Here is a 24,625-nt window from a genome sequence, read left to right on the forward strand (position 1 = left end):
GCGAGTTCGGACGTGATCGTTCGCGTGGGTCAGGGGGCGGTCGGGCGGTGCGGCCAGTCCAGCAGTCGGGCGCCGATCACCGCGGTCTGGAGGGTGTACCGGTGCACCGGGTCGGCCGGGTCCGCGCCGGTCAGCTGGTGGATGCGGGCCAGCCGGTAGGTCAGCGCCCGGACGCTCAGCGACAGCCGCCGCGCCGCCTCGGCGGTGACGCACCCCGCGTCGAAGTAGACGGTCAGCGTGTCCAGCAGTGGACGCGCCCCGCCCCGGGCCTGCTCCAACGGGCCCAGGGTGTGGTGCACCAGCTCGGTCATGGCCTGCCGGTCCCGGGTCAGCACCGGGAACACCAGCAGGTCGGCGGCGCGCAGTACGGGCCCTTCGAGGCCCAGCCGCTCGGCGAGGTCGAGGGCGTTCAGCGCCTCCTCGTACGAGTGCACCACGCCGCCCACCCCGGGCTGCGGGCGCCCCACCGCGACCCGGGAGCCCCCGGTGGCGGCGTACGCCTGCTTCGCGAAGTAGGTCAGCGCGTCGTCCTGGTCGCCGGGCGCCACGCACACCAGCAGTCCGTCCTTGGTGGTGACGAGGACGGTGCGGTCCCCGAAGCGGGCGATCAGCGCCTGTTCGACCCGGCGGGGCACGGTGTCCCCCTCTTCGTACGCGGTCGGACCGGCCGCCACGGCCACCGCGTGGGCGGAGGAGAACCGCAGCCCGAAGCGTTCCGCCCGGGCGGCCAGCCGTCCCACGTCGCTGCGCCCGTACAGCAGGTCGTCGACGAACTCGCGCCGGGCTGCCGCCTCCTGCCGGACGGCGATCCGCTGGGCCCGTTCGTGGCCCTCGGCGACCGCGTCGACGGCCTGTTCGACGGCGGCGAGGAGCCGGTCCGGCGATCCGGTGGCCAGCGGCCAGTGCTCACGGGTGGCCGCGAGGTGCGCGGAGATCAGCGGCCTGATCCGGAAGCCCGCCTCGGCCGCCTGCTCGCCGAGGGCCCGCCGCCGGGTCAGCTCGTCCCGGGTCAGCCGCCGGCCGGTCGTGGCGACGTCGGCGAGGGTGCGGGCGTATCCGTCGAGGTCGAGCAGATGGGCGGGTATCCCGCCGCGTGTGTCGTCGGCCGCGGCGGGGGCGGGTGCCCTGTACGCGGTCCCGTTCTCGTCCGTCATGGGCGCCCCCGTATCGATGAATCCTTGACGCCTTTTTAACGCATGGGCGTGGCGGACCCTCCGGACGGCGGGCAGCGCGAAGGGGCCGACCGGTACGTCGGTCGGCCCCTTCGCGGGCCCCGGGTGCGGGGTCGATCAGTTGTTGCCCGCGCCGTTGCCGGACAGGATCGGGATGTCCTCCAGGATGTGCGACAGCGGCTCGTCGCCCTTGACCTGGGAGGAGTTCTCGACGCACTGCTGGTTCTGCGGCGAGGACAGGACGTTGATGTCCTGGACGGTGATCGGGATGAGACCGATCAGCGAGCCGGCGTTGACCTTGGCCGGCAGGCCGATGCACGGCTTGTTCAGCGAACCCTGAACGAGCGCGAACTGCGGGCTCCAGTCCCCGTGGGTGGCGGAGTTGCCGTACGCCTGGGTGGCGCCGTTGCCGTTGACGGTGGTGGTCCCGGCGTCGTTGCCGATCGCCATGGCGGGGGCGGCGGCCGATACTCCGGCGACGGAGGCGGCGACAGCCGCGGCTGCCCACAGCTTCTTCATGATTCTCACCCTTTCGAAAGCGGGCTCCCGTGGTGGAACCGCATGATGATCAACTGCGTGTTCGAGTCGGGGGTTGCGGCAGTTGACCCGAATGGCGGAGCGCTCGGACGCAGTGGGGGCGCTGCCCATGACAGGGACGCCGGTCCGGGCGTTGGACCGGACATGGCTGACGCACAGGGTGGCTGGAAGAGACAGGGATTCATTCCGGTGAGCCGGCGGGCCCCCGACCGCGCTCCCGACCGCACCGCCCGCGGGGACGTCCCGCCCGGGCGCCCGCCGGCCGGTCGGGCCGCCGGCCGGGCGGCTCCGGGGCCCGCCGGGCCGACGCCCCGCTACGCGGGCGCCCCGGAACCCGAGTACCGGCGGCTCGCGGAGACCTGGCGGCGCGAGGGCCGCTCGGTGCCGGGCCGCCCCGACCCGGAGTGGGAGTCGTTGGTGCGGCGCGAGATCTGGCCCCGGTGATCCGGAGGCCCGGACACGCGGAACGGGCCGCCGTGGAGTCACGGCGGCCCGTTCGCCGCGGCGCCCCGGAGGGCACCGACGGAGGGTGCGGTGGATCAGTTGTTGCCGACGCCGTTGCCCGAGAGCACCGGGATGTTGCTGAGCAGGTGCGACAGCGGCTCGTCGCCCTTGACCTGGGAGGAGTTCTCGACGCACTGCTGGTTCTGCGGCGAGGACAGGACGTTGACGTCCTGGACGGTGATCGGGATCAGGCCGATCAGCGAGCCGGCGTTGACCTTGGCCGGCAGGCCGATGCACGGCTTGTTCAGCGAGCCCTGGATGAGCGCGAACTGCGGGCTGAACTTGCCGTGCGTGGCGGAGTTGCCGTACGCCTGGGTGGCGCCGTTGCCGTTGACGGTGGTGGTGCCGGCGTCGTTGCCGATGGCCATCGCGGGAGCGGCGGCGGCAGCCGAGGCACCGATGACGGAGGCGGAGATGGCCGCGGCGGCCATGACCTTCTTGAACACGGGATATCCCCTTCGTACTTCGCTTGCTGTGCGGCGTTTTTCGCTGTGTCGCTCCCCGGGATGCCCGTGCGGGCCGCTCCCCGGGAAACGCCGGTCCCGTGGCGCTCTGCCCGTCCCGGAGCGCCCTGCCCAACTGTCGCCGCAGGTCTTGGTTGCTGCGCTTCACTCCGACGGGTTAAGCGGACCCGGTGCGGCGGCGTCGGGGTGTTGACCCCGGGCGCGCCGCCGCGGGGCGAGCCGCGTCGGACGGTTGGGGCGGCGGTGCAGGTGCAGGAACGACAGCCGGGTGACGGTGTCCCGGTCCCCGGCGCCCGCGGTGCGCCCGCCCCGCCCGCCGGACGCGTCCTCGGCGACGAGGTCCACGTCCTCGGGGGAGATCCGCCAGCTCAGCCGGCCCACCGCGGTGTCCACCTGCACGGTCCGCCGGCCCGTCGGGTCGGGGGCGGTGACCCGGCCCGCGTGCAGCCGCGACACGTAGGCGACGAGGGCGGCCCGCTCCCGGTGCAGTGCGTCGAGTTCCTCGTGGACGGTGGCGAGCCGGTCCACGAGCCGTAGTTCCCGCTCCGACCACGCGCGCGGCGGGCGGACGGCGGCCCGACCGGTGTCGCCTTCGGGTCCGTCGGACGGGTCGGGCTTGCTGATCACGCGCTTCACGGAATCCTTTCGGCGCCCGCCGCGGGAGGAATGCCCCCCGGTACTCCGCGTACGTGGAGAAGGCGTCCGGGCGGCGCAGTGTTCTGAACAGAACCGGGCCGAAAGGATAATCAGATACTCACCGTGCGGGGCGTCTGACGCGCTGGTTTCCGCATTCTGCGGTCAACCCGCTGCACGACCCCGCGGACGCCGATCCGTTGGCCCGCGCGGGCGCCACGAGCCGACCGGGTGAAGACCCGCAACCATTTCGGTGCGCGGCAGTTGTCCAGCAGGCACCAGCAACCTGGTCAGAAAAGGAACTCTCGCATGCTCAAGAAGGTCATGGCCGCGGCCGGTGTCGCTGCCTCCGTGGTCGGCTTCACCGCCGCCGCTGCCGCTCCCGCGATGGCCATTGGCAACGACGGTGGCACCACCACCGTCAACGGCAATGGCTCGACCCAGGCGTACGGCAACGCCAAGACCCACGGTGACGGCAGCCCGCAGTTCGGGGCCGTCCAGGGGTCGCTGAACAAGCTCTGCCTCGGCGTTCCCGTCAAGGCGAACGTGGGCTCGCTGATCGGCCTGATCCCGATCACGGTGCAGGACGTCAACGTCCTGTCCTCCCCGCAGAACCAGCAGTGCGCCGAGAACTCCTCGCAGATCAAGGGCGACGAGCCGCTGTCGCACATCCTCAGCGACATCCCGGTGCTGTCCGGCAACGGCGTCGGCAACAGCTGACCGGCCCCGGCACGGTCACCGCACGGGCCGTACGGCTCCGGGCGGCCCCCCTCCCGTTCCTCGTGAGCGGGGCCGCCCGGCCGGCCGTACGGCCCGTTCCGCCGGCCGTCCAGGGGAATTCCCCCCTCATCCTTCCCCGCACCGGTTCTCCTCCCTCGAACCGATGGGGGCCATCCGATTCCGACAGCTCCCGAGATCCCTTCCGCGGTCCGGGTGATTCAGGTTGTTCGGGTGAATGCCGGAGGAAAGAGCACGGCTCTCGGTTTCTTCCCCCGATCGTGGTCGTTTGACAGGCCACCGGTCATGGCGCGGGTCCCGAGAACCGGACCCGCTCGGTTCCTACCGACACCTCGGCCTGACCGCAGAGAAGGGAAAAGCGCGTGAAGCTCAAGAAGACGGCGGCCGCGGTCGCCGGAGTGCTCCTGGCCCTGGGTGCCGCATCCCCGGCGCTCGCCGACGCGGGCGCCAACGGCGCCGCGATCGGTTCCCCGGGTGTGCTCTCCGGCAATGTGATCCAGGTGCCGGTCCACGTCCCCATCAACGTCTGTGGCAACAGCGTGAACATCATCGCGCTGCTGAACCCGACCTTCGGCAACGTCTGCGTCAACAACTGACGCACCCGGCACGGACCCCCCGCGGGACCGTGCCCCCGCCGGCCCTCGGGACCGTCCGTCGACGGTCCCGGGGCCGGCGCCCCCTCTTCGGGTGCCGCGTGCGCCCCGTCCCTACGGCGAACAGGAGACCCCTCCCATGCGACAGGCCCTCAGCAAGGGCATGCTCACGGCGGCAGCCGCGACGAGCATCCTGTCCCTGCCAGGAGGTCAGGCCCTCGCCGCCGACGCGGACGCCGCGGCCGTCGGCTCGCCCGGAGTCGTCTCCGGGAACACCGTCTCCGCACCGATCACGGTGCCGGTGAACGTGAGTGGCAACAGCGTGAACGGCGCTTCGCTCCTGAACCCGACGTTCGGGAACGGCGCCGCCAACACCACCGGGCACGACTCCGTCGCCGACGCACCGCACCCGGGTGCCGTCGACTACCCGGTCGGCTCCCCGTACGACCCGTACGCCCACGGCGGGCCCGGCGCCGCCGCCCCCGCCCCCGCTCCGCAGCACCGTCCGGCCCGGGCGCCCGCGGAGCCCACCAGCAGGTCGGCGCCCGCGCCCGAGGCGGCCCCCGCCCGCTCCGCCGGTTCGGGCAAGTCCGGGCAGGGCGCCAAGCACGCCGCTCCCAAGCGCACGGCGCCCAAGCACGCCGCGTCCGCCAAGCACGCGGCCCCCGCCAAGGGCGCCCCCGGCCGCACGGGTTCCGCCACGGGCACCCCGGCCCGGGCGACCCCGGCGAAGGCCGCCCCGGCCAAGGCGGCGAAGCCCGCCAAGTCCGGTAAGCACGCCAAGACGGCCAAGCACGCGGCGAACGCCCCCGCGGACCGACTGCGCTCGGTGCCCCCCGCGCCCCGGGCGGGCGGCAGCTCCGCCGAGGGCGCGGCCGTGGGATCGCCCGGCGTCCTCGCCGGCAACCTCGGCCAGCTCCCCGTGAGCGTCCCGGTCAACCTGTGCGGGAACACCGTCAACGTCATCGCCCTGCTGAACCCGGTGTTCGGCACCGTCTGCGCCAACACCGCGGAGGCCACCCACAACCCGCCGCCCCGGGTGACCGTCCCGCCGCAGCGGCCGACCGGCCCCTCGGTGTCCGTCACCCCGCCGCGCGAGGCGCCGCACGTCCAGACCCCCGGCTCGCCCTGGACGCCCGGACACCCCGGTGCACCCGGCCGGCCCGGTTCGCCGGAGAGCACCTCGCCGCCGCGCATCGCCCCCGCGCACGAACACCGGGCGACGCCCGGCGCCCCCGCCCTCGCGGACACCGGTGCCGGGGCGGCGACGCTCGGCATCGCCGCGGCCTCCGCCGCGCTGCTCGTCGGCGGCGGAGTGCTGTACCGCCGGGCGGCCCGCGCCGCCCGCCGCTGACACCCCGTCCCCGAAGGGACGCGACCGCGCCCAGGACCTCAGACCACCGCGTCGAGGTCCTGGGCGTAGTGCTGGATGGCCCGCCGGTACGCCCGCACCGACGGGTCCTCACTGGTGGTGGCGACCAGCTCCAACAGCAGGCGCGCCGACTCGTGGTGGGCGCCGGTGTTGAACAGCGCCATCGCCAGGAAGGTGCGCAGGGCGCCGTCCGCCGGGAACGCGTCCGCGCCCGCCCGCAGCGTCGCGACGGCCTCCTCGTAGCGGCCGAGCACCCGGTACGTGCTGCCGAGGCCCAGGAAGGCGCCCCGGCGGTCCTCCTCGGTGAGCCCCGGCAGGGCGAGCGCCCGTTCGTAGTGCGGCACCGCCGCCGCCTCCAGCTCCAGCACGTCGTGGGCCCACGCCGTCTGGTAGGCGACCTCCGCGTCGTCCGGGCGGGCGGCGGCCAGCTCCACCAGACGGGCGCGGGCCTCCTGACGGCGGCCGTCCTCGCGCAGGGCGACCGCCGCGGCCAACAACCGGTCCCGCGTCTCCTCGTTCACCGGCGCATTCTCGCAGGCGGAGGCCCGCCGCCCGGCTCAGCGCGGCAGGGTCCCGCTCGCCGCGGCGGCCGGGACCGGACCGCCCGGCGCCGGGACCACCACCGGCTCGACGAGGGGACGTTGCCGCAGGTGCCGGCGCACGCCCCGGACCAGCCGGTCCGCCGTGTACGAGGCCCCGTGCACGAAGCGCATCGACGGGCCGAACGCGGACGCGGTGACCAGGCCCGCCAGGAACAGCCCCGGCCAGCTCGACTCGAAGTCCCGGCCCACGTCCGGCGAACCGTCCGCGCACGGCAGCAGGGCCGCCCGCAGGTCGGGGGCGAGCACCCGCAGCCGGTCGCAGGTGGCGCGGAATCCCGTCGCGGCGATCACATGGTCCGTCAACAGCGGCTCCACCACGCCCGAAGGACCGCGCACCTCCAGCCGCACCCGGCCGCCCGCCGTGCGCGCGCCCACCGCCTCGTGGCCGAGCAGGACCTCCACGGACGACTCGAACCGGTCCCGTAGCCACCACGCGCCGGCGGGACCCAGCGCGGTCTTCGCGACCCGGGAGCGGGTGGCCTCCGGCAACCGGCGGAACGCGCCGAGCAGTTCGCTGTACGACCAGTTGCGCCAGCCGGGGCCGAGACCGCTGTGCGGGGCGCGGACCGACTGCCACCAGGGGCGTTCCCAGGCCGGGGGCAGACCGTTCCAGGCCAGGGCGCCGGCCCGGGCGAGGACCCGTACCCGGGTGCCCTGCTCGGCGAGGAGCGCGGCGGTCTCCAGCGCCGCCTGCCCCGCGCCGATCACCGTCACGTCGCCGTCCCGGAAGCGGGTCAGCTCGGCGTGGTGGCTGCTGTGGCTGACGTGTTCGGGGTCGAGGCCGCGCAGCGGGGCCGGTACGTCGACGAACGGCAGCACCCCGACGGCCAGGGCGACCGCGCGGGCGTACAGCGGCTCGCCGTCCTCGGTCACCGCCCGGAACCCGCCCGGGCAGGTGGTGACCGAGCCGATGGTCCGTTCGTCCACCGCGGGCACCGCCCGCTCGGCGAACCAGAGCCCGTACTCGGCGAACGTGCGCACCGGGAGCGGCACGCCGTGTCGGGCGGGCAGGCCGCGGGACGCGCAGTAGGCGTCCAGACCGTGCCGCCGGTCGGGGTCGGACAGGTGGGAGGCCCAGGGCTCCGACTTGAGGAACATGCCGGGCGGCATGTGGTCCCGCCAGGAGGCCATCGGGCGGCCGAAGACCCTCAGGTCCATGCCGGCCGCGGCGGCGTGCGCGGCGATCGACAGGCCGTAGGGGCCCGCTCCCACCACCAAGAGGTCGTCCATCAGCGGCTGCTCGCTTTCTCGTGCGGATCGTGGGGGGTGTCGGTGCCGGCTCGCCGGCGACGGTCGGTCAGTCGGCGCAGGGCGCGCAGCGCCGCGTGCCGGGGCCACAGCCGGGCCATCGCCCGGCCGGGGCCGGGGTCGTCGCGGGCCCACCAGGCGAGTTCGTAGGGTGCCGAGCGCAACGGGGCGGCCAGGGCGGTCAGCGGTGCGTAGTTCTCCACCACGTAGGAGCGCCCGGGCAGCGGCTCGGGGTCGGGCAGCGGACGGCCGGTCAGGTCCAGGTGCAGGGCGCGCACCACGTCGACGCCGCGGCCGTCGGCGAAGAGCCGGAACTGCGCCCCGGGCCGCGGGTTGAAGTCGAGCAGGTGGTACGCGTCGGTGCCCGGGTCGTGGCGGAAGTCGAGGTCGAGGACGCCGCGGTAGCCGAGGACCCGCACCAGTTCCCGGGCCGTCTCGTGCAGCCGGGGGTTCGGTGCCCAGCGGCCCACCGAGGTGAGCCCGGCGCCCGGCGGCCACGCCCGGTCCTTGCAGCCGGAACCGCCGCCGCGCACGGTGCCGTTGCGGTCGGCGTAACCGTGGAAGAACCAGTCGCGGCGCGGCCCGGGCGCCAGGTACGCCTGGAGCAGCAGCGGGCTGCCCGCCTCCGCCGAGCGGCGGTGCAGGGCGGCGGCCTCGGCGGGGGAGCGCAGCAGCAGGGTGGAGCGCAGTCCGGCTTCCGCGGGCACCAGCCAGGGGCGGCTCCACTTGGCGACCACCGGCAGTCCGAGTCGTTCGGCCGCGGCGGCGGCCCGTGCGGGGCTGTCGGGTTGCACGGTCCGTGGGTGCGGGATGCCGAGGGTGCGGCAGACCTCGGCGAGCCGGGCCTTGTCGGCGACCCGTTCGGCGAGCGCGCCGGGGCGGCCCGGCAGCAGGTACGGCCCGGCGAGGTCCTGGTGCGCCCGGCTCACGGCGATGGCGCCGGCGTCGTCCAGCGGGACGAGCACGGCCGGCCGGCCGATCGTCGCGGCGACCCGGTGCAGCACCTCGGTGACGGCGGCGGGGTCCGCGTCGGGCGGCGGCGGGCGGTGCGTGCGGTGCAGATAACGCGACTTCGGTACGGGACTCGCCGCGGATTCCGCGATGACGTGCACTTCGGCACCCGCCCGGCCCAAGGACCGTACGGCTCCGAGGGTGCCGTGATGGAAGGGGTTCGGGTCGATGCGCAGCAGAACGGCGGGAACCCCGGGGTCCAATATCGACAAGGAACGCCTCCACATTCACTCACCCAAGTGGGCGGACGGTCGCGCGCAGGGGGTTGAACCCCCGTTCGGCGCACTAGGGATACTTGTGACCCCGTTTCTCGGGCGACAGGGTCGAGAAGGTCAAGGAAGGCGCGCTAAGACGAATTCGCTAGGAGCGGCGCATGGTCCCTCAGCAATGCCGGACGGTTCGAGGACGGGCGGCCCGTGGACGGTTCCGCTCGCTGGCGGTGTCGGCCGTCGCCTGGGTGGCGTTCGTCTCCGGTACGGCGCACGCCGCCGGGCCGGAACCGGACCCCGTACCGTCCGCTCCGGCGGCCACCGAACCGGTCGCCGAACCGGCCGCCGAGCCCGCGCCCGGGGCCGAGTCCGTGCCCGGCGGTGAGCGGTCGCCGTTCGGGGCCTATCTGGACTACGGGCCGCGGGGCGTGCAGCGGATGGCGGAGCTGAGCCAGTGGCTCGGCGGCGCGGAGCTGAAGGTGGGGCACAGCTACCTGCCCGGGGACAGCTGGGCGGGTATCGAGGGCCAGGTCGGCTTCCTGGCGGACTGGGCGGGCTGGCGGCAGGCCGACCCCGACCGGATGTTCGTCCTGAACGTGCCGATGTCCGCCCGCAACGAGCAGCCGCTGAGCGACTTCCAGGTCCGCTCGGACCTGTGGCGCGGTGCGTTCGGCTGGTACGACGGGCACTTCCGCAAGCTCGCGGAGCGGCTGGTCCGGCTCGGGCTCCAGGACACCGTCCTGGTCCTCGGCTGGGAGATGAACGGGACGACGTACAGCCATCGCTGCGCGCCGGACCCGGGCGCGTGGAAGAGGTACTGGAAGAGGATCGTCACCACCATGCGTTCCGTGTCGGGTCAGGAGTTCCGTTTCGATTTCGCGCCGAGTCGAGGAAAGGACGCCATCGGTTGGACGGCGTGCTATCCGGGTGACGACACGGTCGACATCATCGGAATGGATTCGTACGATCAGCCGAGCGGTCTCACCTTCGACGAGCAGGTGAGTGAACCGTACGGTCTCCAGCATCACGTGGATTTCGCACGGGCCCACGGCAAGCCTATTTCGTATCCGGAATGGGGGCTGTTCCGAAACGGCGACAACGCCGATTACATGCGGCGCATGATCCAGTGGGTGGAACGGTACCGGCCCGTTTACCACACGATTTCGGACTACTGCCCGCACGGCGTGTGGCAGTGCGGGGCGAATCCGCAGGCGGCGGCGGTCTACCGGGAGCTGCTGTCGGGGGGTCCGTCGACCGAGTTGCCGGTGGAGCCCGAGCCGGTCGAGCCGGTGGCTCCCGTCGAGCCGGCGGCGCCGACGGTGCCCGTGGAACCGACCCAGCCCGTCGCACCGGTCGAGCCGAGCGCGACGGAGCCCGCCGCGGCCCCCGCGTCGCCCGCGCCCGCGGCACCGGAGTGCACTCCGGTGGGCATCGGCGGGGTGCTCGGCAAGTGGCTGGACGGGCTGTGCGTCCCGCAGAGCCGCGGTGAAGCGGAACCCGCGCGACCGGCAGCACCGGCGGAGCCCCGGCATCCGCTGGCGCCGCGGGACGGGTCCCGGCCGTGGAGTCCGCCGGGGCTCACGGACCTGGTCGGCTGGGCGCGGCGACCCTGACCCCGTCGGCCGAGCCGGCCGAGCGGCGGCGCACGGCGGCGGTGCCGTCATGCGCCGCCGCCGTCGCGTGCGCCCCCTCCACCACCCGCACCGTCCCGTGCCCCGGCGCGTTCGCGGTGGGCCCGGCGCACCCGGCGGACCAGCTCGCGCGCCCCGGCGTCGGCCAGCGCGGTGGTCAACAGGGGGGCGCCCCACCGGCGGGCCAGCAACAACCGCTGGTTGACGACGGGCGTCGGCCGCCAGTGGTGTTTGTACGGTTCGTCGCCGCGCAACAGGCTCAGCACCCCGGGGCCGCCCGTGCCGTCCCGGGTGGGCAGGCGGGCGCCGGAGCGCAGCAGCATCGTCGCCACGTCCGCCTTCCGCTCCCGCAACCCCGGGTGCGCCCCGTACAGGTAGGCCCCGGCGAACCCGGGCGCGAGCAGCGTCACGTCGACGGCGACCACCTCCCCGTCGAGTCGGAACTCGGTGACCGCCGCGTGGCCGGAGCGGACCATGGGCACGACGGCGCGCTCCAGGTGCGCGGCGAACCGGGGGCGCAGGTGTTCCGACGTCACCTTGCGGCCCTGCCACTGGAGGCGGTGCAGGGCGACCAGGGCGGCCAGCGCCCCGGGGACCTCGTCGGCGGGCACCACCCGCCCCCGTACGCCGAGGGCGTCGAGCTTGCGGAGCTTGGCGCGGACCCGTTGGGCGCGGGGGCGGGCGAGCCGTCCGACCAACTCCTCCAGCGGGGCCGCCGGGAGCTCCAGGCACACCGAGTCGGCGAGCCGTCGTTTCGGTCCCGACCAGGCCGCGTAGACCCGCTCGGCCGCGGCGCCGGGGCGGACCTCGCGCAGGTCGACCACGGCGCCCCGGGCCGCCCCGGCGATGCCGCGGGCGAGGGCGCTCGCGGCGGGGGCGGCCCGGGCGTCGTCCAGCAGGACGTCGCCGTGGTCGGCGAGGGCGCCGCCGAGCGGGACGAGCGCCGGTAGCGGGCGCCGGACCAGGGTCAGGGGGGCCGCTGCGACGAGTTCCCCGGCCTCCCGGACCAGCACCACCCGCAGCCGCCCGGGCCGTCCGTACGACTGCCACCAGGAGTGCAACCAGGCGTGGTGCTGGAACGGGGTGGCCGTGCGGCAGCGGTCGAACAGCCGCTGCCACTCGCCGGCGAGGGCGGCGAACGCGGCCGGGTCGCGGCAGAGTTCGACGGTCGGCCCCGGGTCGGTGGCCGGGCCGGCCGCCCGCGGCGGGGCGGCCGGGGGGACGGGGGCGGCGGGCGCCTCGGCTGCGGGGGTCACCGCTTCAGGTCCGCCGCCGGGGCCGGGGCGGGGACGGGCACGGTGACGACGTGCTCCGGGGTGCGCCGGCGCGGACGCACCAACAGGGCCAGCCCGCCGAGCAGTCCGCCGGCGCTGGCCCCGACCAGGGTGGTGACGATCGTGGTGGCCGAGCTGGGGGCGCCGGGCTTCATGGCCCGGGTGAACTGGAGCAGCTGGACGTGGGTGCGGTCCTCGGTCTGGTTGGCGTTGATGGTCAGGGCCCGGGAGACGGCGTTGGCGATGTCGGCGGCCCGCGCGGGTCGGCCGGCGGTCGCGGAGATCGCGACCATGGGGGCGTCCGGCGAGGTCGCCGCCCGGACGCTGCGGCGCAGTTCGGCGACCGGGACGCGGGCGGCGACCTGGGCGTCCCCGAGGACGGCGAGTTGGGTGGCGACCCGGCCGTACGCCTGGGCGAAACCGAGGGCGGTCGCCGGGTCGGACTTCTCGGTCGGTACGGCGATGACGTAGCTGGTGGCCGTGTACTCGGGCGGCTTCAGCTTTCCGTACGCGCCGCCGGCCGCCGCGCCGGCCAGGACGCAGCCGGGCAGCAGGAGCCAGACGGGCAGCCACCGCAGTCGGGTGAGCCGCCGCGGACGGCGGGGGGTCTGGTCGTCGCCGGGGGTGTCGGTCATCGGTGTCTCCGTAGGGGGTCGGTGCCCGGGCGGGGCCCGGGGCGGGGTGGACGGCAGTCGGGCGGGCGGTCAGGGGCGGACGACCGAGGCGTAGACCCCGGCGAGGCGTTCGGCGCTGCGGGCGATGGCGTAGTGCGCGACGGCCGGGGGGACGGTCCGCTCGCGGGGGCCCGCGTCCCGGAGCCGGCCGAGGGCGACGGCGAAGGACTCGGCGCCGGGGGCCAGGCGTCGTGCGTCGCCCGTCGAGCCGGGCGGCAGGTCGTCCAGTGCGGGGCAGTTCACGTACCGCACGGGCAGCCCGGCGGCGAGGGCCTCCAGCACGGCGAGCCCGAACGCCTCCTCGGGCGAGGGGGAGGCCAGGACGTCCATCGCGGAGAGCAGGGCCGGCAGCGCGGGCGGTTCGGAGGTGTCGGCGGCGCCGGGGCCGCCGTCGCCGCCGTCGGACGCCGCGGGGGCGTCCGGGGCCGCGGGGCGGGCCTCGCCGGTGAGGACGACCCGGTCGGCGACCCCGGCCCGCAGGGCGGTGCGGCGCAGTGCGGTCACCTCGGGGCCGGCGCCGACGATCAGCAGCCGGACGTCGGGGGGCAGCGCGGCGAGCGCGGTGACCAGCTGGTCGAAGCGTTTGCCGCGCACCAGCCGGCCGACCGCGCCGACGACGTACGCGTCCTCGGGCAGCCCGTACCGTTCGCGCACCCGCCGGCGGGCCCCGGGGTCGTAGCGCAGGGCGTCCGGGTCGATGCCGTTGGGCACGACGTGGATGCGCTGCCGGGGCACCCCCCAGCGGCGCAGCCGGTCGGCGACGGTGGGCGAGACGGCGACGGTGGCGTGGCCGAGGCGTTCGCCGGCCAGGTACAGCGCCCGGACCCCGGGGGTGAGCGGTCGGCCCTCCATCTGGCCGTCGCCCAGGGAGTGTTCGGTGGCGACCACGGCCGGCACCCCGGCGATCCGGGCGGCGATCCGGCCGTACAGACAGGCCCGGTAGAGGTGGGTGTGGACGAGGTCGTAGTCGCCGGCGCGGATGTGGGCGACGAGCCGGGGCAGTGCCCGCAGGTCGCGGTTGCCGGTCATGCCGAGGTGGGTCACGCGGACCCCGTCCGCGGTGAGGGCCTCCGCGACGGGTCCGGGGTTGGTGAGGGTCACCACGTCGCAGGGGAAGGGGAGGTGACGGAGCATCAGGCGCAGTTGTTGTTCGGCCCCGCCGACGCCCAGGCCGGTGATGATGTGCAGCGCCTTCACGGTGACTCCGGGTGGACGGGGGCGGCGGGCGTCCGGTGGGCGCCGATGCGGGGGGCGGCCCTGCGCGGGGCCCCGGGTCTGCCGGCGCGGACCGGCGCCCCTTCGGGGGCTGGCATGGGGCGGCGCAGCGGGCTGAGGACACGTTTCAGCTCCAGCCGCAGCCCGGTGTCCTCCTGCCCGATGTGCACCCGGGGCAGGGCGAGTTCACCGGCCAGGGCGCCGGGTGCGATGGCGCAGCCGTAGTGGTACCCGGCGGTGCGGACGGCCGCCACCACCCGGGCGTCCAGGGTCCCGTACGGGTAGCAGAAGCCGGACACCTCGGTCCCGGTCAGCTCCCGCAGCCGGGCGCGGCTGTCGTGGGTCTCGGCGTGCAGGACGGCGTCGTCGACCCGGGTCAGGTCGAGGTGGGTCAGCCCGTGCGAGCCGATCTCCACGCCGGCCGCCGCCGCCTCGCGCACCCCGTCCGCGGTGAGCAGCGGCTTGCGGGCGCCCAGCGGGTCCCAGGCGTTGTCGCCGCCGAGCCGCCCGGCGAGGACGAACAGGGTGGCCCCGCACCCCCGGCGGCGCAGTACGGGCAGTGCGTGGTCGAGGAAGTCGGCGTACCCGTCGTCGAAGGTCAGCGCGACCAGTCCGCGCGCCCGGCCGGCCGCCCGGGCGGCCATCAACTCCCGTACGGAGACGCCCCGCAGCCCGCGCCGCCGCAGCCGTGCGAGCTGGTCGTCGAGCCGTTCGGGGGTCACGGTGATCCGGTACGGGTCGTCGCCGACGCGGGTGACCGAGTGGTACATCGCGATCCACTCGGGCGCCCGCAGCAGGGTGGCGGGGCCGGGACGGGGACGGGGGGCCGCGAGGGTGGCCGCGCCGGGGGCGACGGGTGCGGTGCGGCGCGGGGGGTTCGGCCGGGGACGGGTCGGGTCAGCGCGCATCGGTGCCCTTTCGTGTGCGGGTGACGGAACGGAGGGTGCGGACGGCCCGGGCGGCACGGTGCCCGTCCGGGCGGGCGGGGTCGGTCCGGGCGCGGTCGGTCCGGGCGTGCGGTGCCCGGGGGGCGGCGGGCCGTCCGGACGGCGGGGTGCCGTCCTCGTGCCCCGGTAGGCCCCCCAGCAGCCGCAACGCCAGGGCGAACACCGCGGCGACCGTCAACGAGGCGGCCAGCACGGCGAACAGCGCCCCGCCGGACCCGCCGACCGCGGCGCGCGGCCCCTCGGCCCAGGCGGCGCACAGGGTCCCCGCCCCGGCCGCGCAGCCCGCCGCGAGCACCGTCCGGGCCAGTTGCAGGGCGATCCGGCGCCGGCGCACCGGGACGTTGCGCTCCCCCGTTCCGCACAGCAGCAGCACGGCGGTCAGGCTGATGCCGACCGCATTGGCGGCGGCGATCCCGCGCACCCCGTGCGGCCCGACGGCGAGGGCGCCCAGGACGGCGGTGACCACGGCCCCGAGGACCATGGCGGCCAGCGGGTACCAGGTGGCGCGCCCGGCCGAGAAGTACGAGCGGACCAGCGCGCCGACCAGGGTGTGCCCGAGCAGCCCGAGGGCGTACACCCGCATCACGCCCGCCGTCGCCGCGGTGTCGTCGGCGGTGAACGCGCCCCGTTGGAACAGGAGCGCGACGAGCGCGGGGGCGCAGGCGACGAGCGCGGCGACCCCGAACAGGACCACCGTCGCAGCGAGGGTGAGGTCGCGTTCCACGCGGCGCCGGGCGGTGTCGGTGTCGCCGTCGGCGAGTGCCCGCGCCACCACCGGGAAGGTGACGGTGCACAGCATCAACGACAGCACCATCGGCATCTGCGCCACCTTCTGGGCGTAGTTGAGGTGCGAGATGGCTCCGGCGGGCAGCGAGGAACCGAGGAAGCGTTCGATGAGGACCTGGGACTGTCGGAACACGCCGAACAGCAGGACGGAGGCGATGAGGGCGCCCCCCGCCAACCGCGCGCCCGCGGCTGCGCCAGGCGCGTGCGGGGTGCCCTGCGCGTGCGGGGTGCTCGGGGTGCTCGGGTCCTGTGGGGGGCGTCCGGGGGGCGGGACGTCCCGGAGTCGGCGCCACAGCGAGGGCGCCTGCACCACGACCATCAGCAGTCCGCCGACGGCCACGCCCGCGGCGGCGGAGCGCACCCCCCAGTGGCCGCCGAGCACGAACATCGCGGTGATGATGCCGGTGTTGTAGGCGACGTAGATGGCAGCCGGCACCAGGAACCGTCCGTGGGCGCGCAGCGCGGCGCCGCAGTAGCCGCTCAGTCCGAACGAGAGCAGACAGGTCGCGGTGAGCCGGGTGCAGTCCACGGCGAGACCCGGATCGGGCAGCCCCGGTGCCAGCAGGTCCACCAGCAGCGGTGCCGCCGCGATCACCAGCACCGAGAGCGCGGCGAGCGCGAGGCCGAGCCGGGGCAGGGAGGTCCGCACCAGCGCACGTACCGGATCGGCGCCGGTGTGCGCGCCCCGCGCGCGGCGGGCCAGCGCCATGCTGAACGCCGGGACGAGTACGAGGGCCATCCCGTCCTCGATGAGCAGCGTCGAGGCGAACTCCGGGACGGTCCAGGCGACCAGGAACGCGTCGGTGGACCCGTCCGCGCCGAAGAGGTGGGCCAGGGTCTGGTCCCGCAACAGCCCGAGCAGGGCGCCCGCCGCGGTGAGCACTCCGGTCAGCAGTGCCGCCCGGGCCAGGAACCCGCCGCTGGGGCGCCCGGCGGGGGGCGCGGCCGGGCGCGTCGGGGGGTCGGCGGGTGCCCGCGGTGCTGGTGGGACCAGTGGTGCCGGTGGGGGTCCGGGGGGTGGCCCGCCGAAGCCCCCACGTCGGTCCGGCCCCGCGGGTCCGACGGGTCGGGCCGGGGCGACCGGTTCGGCGGTCCCGACCGACTCCGCGGGTCCGGCGGGCTCGACGGGTCCGGCCCGCTCCGGGGTCCCGCTCGCCCCGGCGGGACTGGTGGCTCCGGGTACCCCGACGGTCCCCGCGGGTCCGGCCAGCGGTCCGGGTGCGGCTGCTGTGGCGGATTCGGCTCGTCCCCCGGCTGGGGCCGTCCCGGCGGGTCCGACCGTCCCGGGTCCGGTGGGTCCGACTACTGCGGCTCGTCCGGGGGTTCCGCTCGCCCCGGCGGGTCCGGCCGTCGCCACGGTCCCGACCGCCGTCACGGTGCCGGGCGTCGCGGCGGTCCCGGCGGGTCCGACCCGTCCGCCTGTTCCGGCCTGTCCCGGGGTCCGGCGCACCCTGGCGGGCCCCACCGTCGCCACGGTCCCGGCGGGTACGGCCGTCCCGGATCCGCCCGGTTCGACCAGCGGAACCCTTCCGGCGGGTCCGGCGGGGACCGCGGTTCCGGCAGAGCCGACGGCCCCGGCGGGCTGGACCGGGCCCACCACACCGGTAGGGCCTACTGCGCCACCGGCCGGGCCCGTTCCGCCGCCGACCGGTCCCACATGGCCCACCGGTCCGACCGGTCCGACCGGTCCGACGGGGCTGACCGGGCCCGCCGGTTCCATCGCGCTGACCGGACTGACCGGTCCCACCAGGCCCATGCGGCCGACTGGGCCCGCCGGGCTTAGCGGGTCGACGGGGCTGACCGGGTCGACGGGGCCGACTGTGCCAATCAGGCTGACTGGTCCCGAGGGCCCAACCGGTCCCACCGGACTGACCGGTCCCACCGGCCCCGAGGGGCTGACCGTGCCACCCGGGCCCGAAGGGCCAGCCGAACCAGCCGGGCCGACCGAACCGACCGGGCCCACCGTGTTGACCGGTCCCGTGGGGCCCACGGGACCGGTGGGCGGGATCACCGGGCGTCAGCCCCGAGCGCCCACCAAGCGACGACGCCCAGCGCGACCGCGGTCAATACGGTCGAGGGCCCGCCGATGTCCGCGTACCCGAAGTCGACCAACTGCCAGACCAGCAGCCCGCAGGCGAGCAACCCGCAGTCCGCGACCCGCCCCCGCCGCCGCGCGGCGAGCAACCGCCGCACCGTGAGCACCAGCAGCGCCGCCCAGCCGCCGACCAGGGCGAGCAGCCCCAGCAGCCCCTGTTCGCTGAGGACGAGCAGGTACATGTTGTGGGGGGACAGCAGCGGTTGACGCAGGTACGCGGAGCCCGCGCCCGCCGTGTCGCTGCCGGAGGACAGCGCGAGCGAGGCGTGGCTGTCGCGGTGCGCGGGGAAGTTCTTCAGCCCGACCCCGGTCACCGGCCGTTCGCGCCACATGCCGACCGCCGCCGCCCACATCGTGTACCGGTCGGTCACCGACTGGTCGGGGGCGTCCGCGACCCGGGTGATGCTGCCGACCCGCTCCTGGAGCATCGCGGTGCCGAGCCCCGCCCCGCCGACCAGCACGATCGCGGTCGCGGTCACCACGGCGAACACCGCCAGGGCCCGCCGCACCCCGGCGAACAGCAGCTGCGCGGTGACCGCGGCGGCGGTGGCGATCCACGCGCCCCGGCTGAACGACAGCGCCAGCGGCACCAGCAGCAGCACCGCGCACAGCAGCGCGACCCCCCGCCGGCCCGCCGCGCCCCGCGGGTCCCGACCCGCGTCGAGCGCCAGCCCCACCGCGCAGAGCACCCCGTAGGAGACCACGGTCGCCATGCCCATCACATCGGTCGGGCCGAAGGTGCCGACCGCCCGGACGTCCGCGCCCATGTACGAGGCGCCCGTCCCGGTGGCGTACTGGTGGACCCCGATGCCGCCCTGCACCAGTGCGAGCCCGATGAACGCCCAGGCCACCACCCGGAGGTCGGCCCGGTCCCGGACGAGCAGCAGCACCGCCAGCGGGACCAGGACGAACACCTGGAGGTAGCGCCCGAGTCCGGTGACGCCCGCCGTGACGTCGGCCGCCCCGGTCGCGGCGACCGCGATCGCGACGACCGGCAGCCCGAGGACGAGGGCGGCGGTCCGGCTCAGGGGGCGCCGGGCCCGTCGGACGGCGCCGAGGACGGCGATCAGCACCAGCACCCCGGACATCGCGTCGGCGGGGGTCCATCCGTCGCCGCCCCGCCCGGCGGTGGCGGCCCCCGACCCGGACACCGGCAGGGTGAGCAGCGCCATGAGGGCGAGCACCGGCAGCACGGGCGCGTACCGGCCGAGCAGGGCGAGGAAGACGGCGGCGGGGGAGGGCCCGGTCACGACGGGGGCGGACCCCGGGGCGGTGGCGAGGGCGGTGGTCTCGGTCACGGGTCAGCTCCCCGTCGGTCGGACGAGGACGGCCGCCGTGCGCAGCAGGATGCAGACGTCCTGCCAGAGCGACCAGGTGTCGATGTAGGCGTTGTCGAAGCGGGCCCGGTCCTCGATGGAGGTGTCCCCGCGCAGCCCCTCCACCTGGGCGAGGCCGGTGATCCCGGACGGCATCCGGTGCCGTTCCGCGTACCCCTCGTAGGTACGGGAGAACTGCCTGACGAAGTAGGGGCGTTCGGGGCGCGGGCCGACCAGGCTCATGTCCCCGCGGAACACGTTCCACAGTTGGGGGAGTTCGTCGAGCGAGGTGCGGCGCAGGAACCGGCAGAGGGCGCCCACCCGGCTGTCGTCCGCGACGCTCCACCGGGTCGCCGCCTCGCGGGCGTCGGCGGGGCGCAGGGTGCGGAACTTCAGCAGGGTGAACGGTCGTCCGCCGCGGCCGATCCGCTCCTGTCGGAACAGCACGCCGGGGCCGTCGGTGATCCGGATGAGGGCTGCGCACACCGCCAGGACCGGTGAGCCGGCCAGCAGCAGCGCACCGGACACGGTCATGTCGAGGGCGCGTTTGCGGACGGGTACGCGCCGGGCGCCGCCCGGCGGGAGCGGGGCGCAGACGAAGCCGGCGAGCCGGGGGCCGGTGCGCCCGGGGGCGTCCGCGTCGGGGGCGACGCACCAGAGCCGGTGGCCGAGTCCGGTGAGCGTCCGCAGCAGCGGGGCGTGCGTGCGGTGCGCCTCGGGCCCGGCGATCAGTACGTGGCGCACCCCGTTCTGGACGAGGGCCCGGCGCACCTCCTCGGTGGTGGTCAGGACCGGGGGCCCCGTCGCCGCCTCCGCCTCGGGCTCCTCCGACGCGGGTACGGGTCCGGCGGCGACGATCCCGACCGGGCGCACTCCGCAGCCCGGTTGCCGGAGCAGGGCCGAGGTCACCCTGCGCACGGTGTGGCCGTCCCCGATGACGAGGGCGGCGTGCGGCTGGCGCACGAGCTGTGCGCGACGGCGCGCGTACACGACGGCGCGCCCCGCGCAGGAGACCAGCGCCTGCCCGGTGCACCCGAGGGTGAGGGCGCCGAGCGTCAGGGCGGGTCCGGGGGAGAGGGCGGCCAGGAACGCCCCGAGGAGCGCCCAGCCGACGAGGGTCCGCCCGGCCAGCGACGGCGCCTCCTCCAGGACGGCGGGTACGGTCACCGCGCGCCGGCGCAGTGCGGCGCGCGCGTGCCAGCCGCCGATCCCGAGGGCGAGCCCCGCCACCAGCAGGGGGTGGCGCTGCGGTGCGGTGAGCGCGAACGAGGCCAGCAGGCCCGCCGCCGCGTCGAGCGCGAGCAGGGGAACGTCCAGGCGGGGGCGGGCGCGGCGGGTTCCGGCCCCCGTCTTGCTGCCGACCCCGTCGCCGCCGGGCCGCCGCGGGGCGAGCACGGAGACGGACGCCGTGGACCGGCCCGCCGTCGTGGACCGGGTGGCCGCGGTGGACCGGGTGGCCGCGGTGGACCGGGCGGATGCCGTGGATCGGACGGACGCGGTGGACCGGCCCGCCGCGGTGGGCCGGGTGGCCGTGGTGGATCGGGTGGATGCCGTGGGGCGGGTGGGGGCCGTGGGCTGGGTCGGGGCCGTCGGTCGGAACGGGGTGGGCGGCGGTGGGGAGGTGACGCCGCGTCCCGCCCGTGGCTGTCCCACGGGCGGAGGAACGATGCTGTCCGCGGTCACGAGTTGATGGACTCCCTGCACTGGGTGCGCTCCACGCCGAGCAGTTCGCGGTACACGGCCGCGACGGCGTCGGCGGACTGCCGCACATCGTGGGTGGTGAGGACGTGCCGGCGACCCTCCTGGCCGAGCACCGTGCGCCGCGGCGCGTCGAGCAGCAGCCGGGCCGTCGCGCGCGCCAGCGCGCCGGGGTCCCCGGGAGGCACGAGACAGTACGGCGCGTGACCGGGCGGCAGGCTTTCGCGCGCGCCGTCCACATCGGTGAGGAGTACCGGGCGCCCGCAGGCCATCGCCTCCAGCGGGGCGAGGGCCATGCCCTCCCACCGGGAGGGCAGGACGACCAGGTCGGCAGCCCGGTACCAGGGGCGCGGGTCGTCGACGGCGCCCGCGAAGATCACCCCTTCGGGTGAGGAGGCGCGGAGCGCGGCACTGTCCGGGCCGTCACCCACAAGAAGGAGTCGGGCCTCGGGGACGACCCGTGCCACCTCCCGCCACGCCCGGAGCAGGACGTCCTGCCCCTTCTGCCGGCAGAGCCGCGCCACGCACACCACGAGGGGCGCGTCGGGAGCCGTGTCCGCCAGCGCGGGGAGCGCGCGACGCAGGTCCCGCGTGCCCCGGGGCGCGGGCAACGCCCCCGCTGACGCCGGCGCGGGGTCGGCGGCCGGTCCGGGTCGGAAACGGCCGGTGTCCACCCCGTTGGGGATCACCGTCCACCGCCCCCGCACCCCGGCCGCCGCACCCGTGACCCGCTCCGCCTCGCTGACGCACACGATCCGGTGGGCCCACTGCGCCCCGTACCGCTCCCAGCACCGGCCGAGCAGGGCGAGCGGGCCGCCGACCGCCTCGAAGGACCAGGCGTGCGGCTGGAACACGGTGGGCACCCGACCGCGCACCGCGAGCCGTGCGGCGAGTCCGGCCTTGGCGCTGTGCGCATGGACCAGGTCGGGCCGGACCGCGTCCAACAGCCGGGCCAGCGCGCGCACTTCGCCGATCAGTGTCCGACCCGGGGAGCGGGTCGCCGGCCAACTGAGCCAGCAGGCCCCGGCCCGGGTCACCGCTTCGGCCAGCGGACCGTCCGGCGGGCAGGCGACCACGACCCGGACGGCGTCCGGCCCGGCGCACTGGGCGCGCACCAGGTCGGTGACCACCCGGGCCGCCCCGCCGTCGACCGGCTGGACCACGTGCAGCACGAGCGGCGGGCCCGTGGACCGCGACCCGGCCGGTGCGGGCGCCGCCGTCACCGCTTCGGACGTCAGCGCGGGGCCCGGTTCAGCGGGCATCGGCGTCGGTGTCGACCGCGGCGAACAGGACCCCGGCCCAGGCGACGTCCTTCTCGGAGGTCAGCCGGACGTCGAGGCGGCCACCGCCCGCGGCCACGGCGTCGCCGAGGTCGAAGACGTCGGAGTCGTACCCGAGGGTCCCGACGTACGAGGGGTTCCGACTCCCCTGCGTGCCGGGCTCGTTGACGGTGGAGTTGAGGAGGTCGCCGGCCGGGTTGCGGGCGTCCTTGAGGGTGCTCCCCTCGCGCCGGCCGACCGACACGCTCAGCGCGTCCCCGGTGGTCCCGGCGTCACCGTTGTACGCGACGAACCCGGCGGTGCCCCCGCCGCCGGCCGGGACGGTCACCCCGTCCAGCCGTACCGCGGCCTCGTGGTGCCCCTCGCCGAGGTACGCGAAGCCGTCCCACAGGGCGAGTTGCCGCAGCGGTTCGCTCTGCTTCTCGTACGCGACCACCAACGTCCAGCCGCCCCAGGCCCCGGCGCCGGAGGTCCCCATGGCCACGTTGACCTGGCCGACCGTCCACTGCCCCGAGCCGCCCGCGCGGACCTGCGCGGTCACGTCGGCCGACGCCTGGAACGCGTCGGCGCCGCCCGCGGTCCGGTGCCCGACGACGCTGTCGGCGAGCACCTCCTTGTACTGGCCCTCCGGTTCGGCGACGAGCACCCGGTCGTTGTCGACGGCCGGCTTCTGCTCGCCCGCCCGCAGGTTGCCGCCCCAGTACAGCCGGGCGTACGAGACCTTGGAGCCGCTGGGGACGCGCAGTTCGGCGCGGCTGGAGTTGTAGGTGTTCGCGTCGGAGTCCACGTCCGTGTAGAACATGTCGAACTCGTCGTTGGTGGCGGCGGCCTTCCCGGCGCGGGCGTCCGCGCAGGACACCGCCTCGCCGCCGTCGGCCGGGGTGCTCGTGGACTCGGCGCCCCGGCAGGTGATCGACACGTTCGCGGCGCGGACGATGCCGCCGTGCTGCACGGCGTGGAACCGCTGGGTGAACGGCACCTCCTCGGCCTCCTCCGCGTGCTGGCTCCGGGCGGGCGAGGCGGGCAGGGCGGTGGGTACGGAAGCGGGCAGCGCGGGGGTCTCGACCCCCGCGCCGTGGTCGGCCGGCGGCGCGCCGTGCACGTGCGGGGCGGCGGCGACGCCCCCCGCCGCCGTCACGGCACAGAGGGAAAGGACGCACACCGACGTGCGGGGCGGTACGAGCCGCCGGAGAACGGAACCGAGGGAATTGCGCATGACCGGTATTGCCCTTTCGGGAGATAAGCCTACTGAACCCGTCGAAAGGCAGTATGACCATCGCACTTCGATACCGTGTGACGCTCGCGGGTGATTCGGCCGAGCTGGCGAGGAAGGCCACTCTAACCGCCGAGCTTATTTGCTGCTGATACCGCTGAAGTCAGTGTGTCGGATTAATGCGTATCCGCGATTCCGTTCGGCACTCCCCCGGGTGTTGCTGAGCCGACGCGGCGAGAGATCACCCTTTCGGGCGCGGAACCCGCGGCGTGGTCGGGCGTTGGTCCTTGGGCCGGGCATCCCCGCCCGGTGCGTCACCCAACGACCTAGGAAGTACTTCTCATGTCGCGTACCGCGAAGGCTCTTGTCCTGTCCACCGTTGCCGCCGCGGCCGTCGCCGGCACCTCGGGGATCGCCGCTGCCGACGCCGGTGCCCATGGTGCCGCCGTGGGGTCCCCCGGCGTGCTCTCGGGCAACGTCATCCAGGTCCCGGTCCACATCCCGGTGAACGTCTGCGGCAACACCATCGACGTGGTCGGCATCCTGAACCCGGCCTTCGGCAACACCTGCGTCAACGACTGACGTTCCACCGCCGCGCGAGCCGCCCTGCCCCGCCCCGGGGTACGGGCGGCTCGTACGTGGGGGGCGGGGCGTCCGGGTGCGGTGACCCGAACGGGCGCCGGGTCACCCGGACCGCGAACCGCCGCGCCCAACAGCGGGAACGTGCCGTGACCCGCCGCGGACCAGGTGCGTCCGCGCGCCGAGCGGTTGCGGCGGGGTGCGCGGGATTCGACGGTGGGGGAGTTCCATCCCCCATCGAAAGGGACACCCTCATGCGCGCTCTTCTGGCGCGACGCCTCGGGACCACCGCGCTGTGCGCCGCCCTCCTCGCCGGCGCCGCCGCTCCCGCGTTCGCCTCCGACGCCGCCCCGTCCGCCCCGGACCGGTCGGCCCGCGGGGCACCCCTCCCCGACAACGACAAGGACGCCACGGAGGAGGTCACGCCCGAGGCGGTCCAGAGCACCCTCGAAGCCCTGGTCGCAGCCGCCGTGGCCGGTGACGCGGACGCGTTCGCCGCGCAGACCTCCACGCTGGTGGAGCAGGCCACCGAGCACGCCGCCTCCCTCGGGCTCGACGGCGCCGCACAGCCGCCGGCCGCGCCCGACCCGGCGACGGAGCTGACGCCGCTCGCCTCCCTGGAGTCGCTGTTCCACCAGGGCGGGGCCCCCTCGACGCTGCCGTTCCCGCTGGCTCCGGCGCCACAGGGCTGACGCGTCCGCGCAGGCCCGGGGGGGGGGGGGGCGCCCCCGGCGCCCCCCCCCCCGGCGTGTGTGGGGGGCGAAACAAACCCCGCGGGGGGTGGTAAAACCCCCCCCCCCCACCCCCCCCCCCCCCCCCCGCCCCCAAACCCCC

At 75.8% G+C, this 24,625-nt stretch carries 24 protein-coding genes; 8 read left to right on the plus strand and 16 right to left on the minus strand.

Annotated features, from left to right (window positions below; translation table 11 throughout):
* Positions 1 to 29 precede the first annotated feature (29 nt).
* Positions 30 to 1,154 (minus strand): PucR family transcriptional regulator, encoded by a 1,125-nt coding sequence (locus ACFWIA_RS13465; protein ID WP_387003502.1) that lies wholly within the window; start codon positions 1,152 to 1,154, stop codon positions 30 to 32.
* A gap of 135 nt (positions 1,155 to 1,289) precedes the next feature.
* Positions 1,290 to 1,694 carry a rodlin gene (locus tag ACFWIA_RS13470; RefSeq protein WP_387003562.1) on the minus strand — a complete coding sequence of 135 codons (405 nt, stop codon included), beginning with the start codon at positions 1,692 to 1,694 and terminating at the stop codon, positions 1,290 to 1,292.
* Positions 1,695 to 1,853: 159 nt separating this feature from the next.
* Here ACFWIA_RS13470 and ACFWIA_RS13475 point away from each other — a divergent pair, with 159 nt between their 5' ends.
* On the plus strand, positions 1,854 to 2,153 hold the full coding sequence (locus tag ACFWIA_RS13475; protein ID WP_387003504.1) for a hypothetical protein: 300 nt from the start codon (positions 1,854 to 1,856) through the stop codon (positions 2,151 to 2,153).
* A 95-nt stretch (positions 2,154 to 2,248) separates the two neighbouring features.
* Here ACFWIA_RS13475 and ACFWIA_RS13480 read toward each other — a convergent pair whose 3' ends face one another.
* Together ACFWIA_RS13480 and ACFWIA_RS13485 are read right to left on the minus strand one after the other, a co-directional pair.
* Positions 2,249 to 2,659, minus strand: coding sequence for a rodlin (locus tag ACFWIA_RS13480; protein WP_387003507.1), 411 nt, complete (start codon positions 2,657 to 2,659; stop codon positions 2,249 to 2,251).
* Positions 2,660 to 2,821: 162 nt separating this feature from the next.
* Positions 2,822 to 3,304, minus strand: coding sequence for a hypothetical protein (locus ACFWIA_RS13485; RefSeq protein ID WP_387003509.1), 483 nt, complete (start codon positions 3,302 to 3,304; stop codon positions 2,822 to 2,824).
* 315 nt (positions 3,305 to 3,619) lie between these two features.
* On the opposite strand from ACFWIA_RS13485, the gene ACFWIA_RS13490 reads away from it, so the two are divergent.
* The 3 genes from ACFWIA_RS13490 to ACFWIA_RS13500 all read left to right on the plus strand — a co-directional run bounded on the left by ACFWIA_RS13490 (position 3,620) and on the right by ACFWIA_RS13500 (position 5,995).
* Positions 3,620 to 4,030 carry a rodlin gene (locus ACFWIA_RS13490; protein ID WP_385484632.1) on the plus strand — a complete coding sequence of 137 codons (411 nt, stop codon included), beginning with the start codon at positions 3,620 to 3,622 and terminating at the stop codon, positions 4,028 to 4,030.
* Positions 4,031 to 4,410: 380 nt separating this feature from the next.
* Positions 4,411 to 4,644 (plus strand): chaplin, encoded by a 234-nt coding sequence (locus ACFWIA_RS13495; RefSeq protein ID WP_387003512.1) that lies wholly within the window; start codon positions 4,411 to 4,413, stop codon positions 4,642 to 4,644.
* Positions 4,645 to 4,780: 136 nt separating this feature from the next.
* Positions 4,781 to 5,995: a chaplin family protein gene (locus tag ACFWIA_RS13500; RefSeq protein WP_387003515.1), complete on the plus strand. Its 1,215-nt coding sequence runs from the start codon at positions 4,781 to 4,783 to the stop codon at positions 5,993 to 5,995.
* Between the two features lie 38 nt (positions 5,996 to 6,033).
* Here the strand turns inward: ACFWIA_RS13500 and ACFWIA_RS13505 are convergent, their stop codons facing one another.
* The 3 genes from ACFWIA_RS13505 to ACFWIA_RS13515 are packed head-to-tail and all read right to left on the minus strand — an operon-like array spanning position 6,034 to position 9,086.
* Positions 6,034 to 6,534 (minus strand): tetratricopeptide repeat protein, encoded by a 501-nt coding sequence (locus tag ACFWIA_RS13505; protein ID WP_387003518.1) that lies wholly within the window; start codon positions 6,532 to 6,534, stop codon positions 6,034 to 6,036.
* Between the two features lie 36 nt (positions 6,535 to 6,570).
* A complete protein-coding gene (locus ACFWIA_RS13510) occupies positions 6,571 to 7,845 on the minus strand; it encodes an FAD-dependent oxidoreductase (RefSeq protein WP_387003520.1) in 1,275 nt (424 codons plus the stop codon).
* The gene (locus ACFWIA_RS13515; RefSeq protein WP_387003523.1) at positions 7,845 to 9,086 is read right to left on the minus strand and encodes an ATP-grasp domain-containing protein; all 1,242 of its coding nucleotides are present in this window, start codon (positions 9,084 to 9,086) and stop codon (positions 7,845 to 7,847) included. The genes ACFWIA_RS13510 and ACFWIA_RS13515 overlap by 1 nt, the downstream gene beginning before the upstream one ends.
* Positions 9,087 to 9,247: 161 nt before the next feature.
* Here ACFWIA_RS13515 and ACFWIA_RS13520 point away from each other — a divergent pair, with 161 nt between their 5' ends.
* Positions 9,248 to 10,696, plus strand: coding sequence for a glycoside hydrolase family 26 protein (locus tag ACFWIA_RS13520; RefSeq protein ID WP_387003526.1), 1,449 nt, complete (start codon positions 9,248 to 9,250; stop codon positions 10,694 to 10,696).
* Between the two features lie 47 nt (positions 10,697 to 10,743).
* Here ACFWIA_RS13520 and ACFWIA_RS13525 read toward each other — a convergent pair whose 3' ends face one another.
* The 7 genes from ACFWIA_RS13525 to ACFWIA_RS13555 form a co-directional block, all read right to left on the minus strand.
* On the minus strand, positions 10,744 to 11,970 hold the full coding sequence (locus ACFWIA_RS13525) for a GNAT family N-acetyltransferase (RefSeq protein ID WP_387003529.1): 1,227 nt from the start codon (positions 11,968 to 11,970) through the stop codon (positions 10,744 to 10,746).
* Positions 11,967 to 12,623 carry a lipopolysaccharide biosynthesis protein gene (locus tag ACFWIA_RS13530; protein WP_387003531.1) on the minus strand — a complete coding sequence of 219 codons (657 nt, stop codon included), beginning with the start codon at positions 12,621 to 12,623 and terminating at the stop codon, positions 11,967 to 11,969. Before ACFWIA_RS13530 ends, ACFWIA_RS13525 begins: the two co-directional genes overlap by 4 nt.
* Positions 12,624 to 12,692: 69 nt before the next feature.
* Positions 12,693 to 13,859, minus strand: a complete 1,167-nt coding sequence (locus ACFWIA_RS13535) for a glycosyltransferase (RefSeq protein ID WP_387003534.1) — start codon at positions 13,857 to 13,859, stop codon at positions 12,693 to 12,695.
* Complete coding sequence (locus ACFWIA_RS13540; protein WP_387003536.1) at positions 13,856 to 14,785, minus strand: polysaccharide deacetylase family protein; 930 nt, start codon at positions 14,783 to 14,785, stop codon at positions 13,856 to 13,858. Before ACFWIA_RS13540 ends, ACFWIA_RS13535 begins: the two co-directional genes overlap by 4 nt.
* Positions 14,775 to 16,502, minus strand: a complete 1,728-nt coding sequence (locus tag ACFWIA_RS13545; RefSeq protein ID WP_387003565.1) for a lipid II flippase MurJ — start codon at positions 16,500 to 16,502, stop codon at positions 14,775 to 14,777. The genes ACFWIA_RS13540 and ACFWIA_RS13545 overlap by 11 nt, the downstream gene beginning before the upstream one ends.
* 1,115 nt (positions 16,503 to 17,617) lie before the next feature.
* A complete protein-coding gene (locus tag ACFWIA_RS13550; protein WP_387003568.1) occupies positions 17,618 to 18,877 on the minus strand; it encodes an O-antigen ligase family protein in 1,260 nt (419 codons plus the stop codon).
* Between the two features lie 129 nt (positions 18,878 to 19,006).
* Positions 19,007 to 20,416, minus strand: a complete 1,410-nt coding sequence (locus tag ACFWIA_RS13555) for a sugar transferase (RefSeq protein WP_387003539.1) — start codon at positions 20,414 to 20,416, stop codon at positions 19,007 to 19,009.
* 13 nt (positions 20,417 to 20,429) lie between these two features.
* Between ACFWIA_RS13555 and ACFWIA_RS13560 the strand changes: the two genes are divergently transcribed.
* A complete protein-coding gene (locus tag ACFWIA_RS13560; protein ID WP_387003541.1) occupies positions 20,430 to 20,711 on the plus strand; it encodes a hypothetical protein in 282 nt (93 codons plus the stop codon).
* On the opposite strand, the gene ACFWIA_RS13565 is transcribed toward ACFWIA_RS13560, so the two are convergent.
* Both ACFWIA_RS13565 and ACFWIA_RS13570 read right to left on the minus strand, forming a co-directional pair.
* Positions 20,701 to 21,981 (minus strand): glycosyltransferase, encoded by a 1,281-nt coding sequence (locus ACFWIA_RS13565; RefSeq protein ID WP_387003544.1) that lies wholly within the window; start codon positions 21,979 to 21,981, stop codon positions 20,701 to 20,703. The genes ACFWIA_RS13560 and ACFWIA_RS13565 overlap by 11 nt on opposite strands.
* Positions 21,971 to 23,215, minus strand: coding sequence for a DUF3344 domain-containing protein (locus ACFWIA_RS13570; RefSeq protein WP_387003547.1), 1,245 nt, complete (start codon positions 23,213 to 23,215; stop codon positions 21,971 to 21,973). Before ACFWIA_RS13570 ends, ACFWIA_RS13565 begins: the two co-directional genes overlap by 11 nt.
* A 339-nt stretch (positions 23,216 to 23,554) precedes the next feature.
* On the opposite strand from ACFWIA_RS13570, the gene ACFWIA_RS13575 reads away from it, so the two are divergent.
* On the plus strand, positions 23,555 to 23,794 hold the full coding sequence (locus ACFWIA_RS13575; RefSeq protein ID WP_385484593.1) for a chaplin: 240 nt from the start codon (positions 23,555 to 23,557) through the stop codon (positions 23,792 to 23,794).
* Positions 23,795 to 24,045: 251 nt separating this feature from the next.
* On the plus strand, positions 24,046 to 24,483 hold the full coding sequence (locus ACFWIA_RS13580) for a hypothetical protein (protein WP_387003550.1): 438 nt from the start codon (positions 24,046 to 24,048) through the stop codon (positions 24,481 to 24,483).
* The last annotated feature ends 142 nt before the right edge of the window (positions 24,484 to 24,625 follow it).

This window comes from Streptomyces sp. NPDC127068, assembly GCF_042724695.1.
GTDB lineage: Bacteria > Actinomycetota > Actinomycetes > Streptomycetales > Streptomycetaceae > Streptomyces.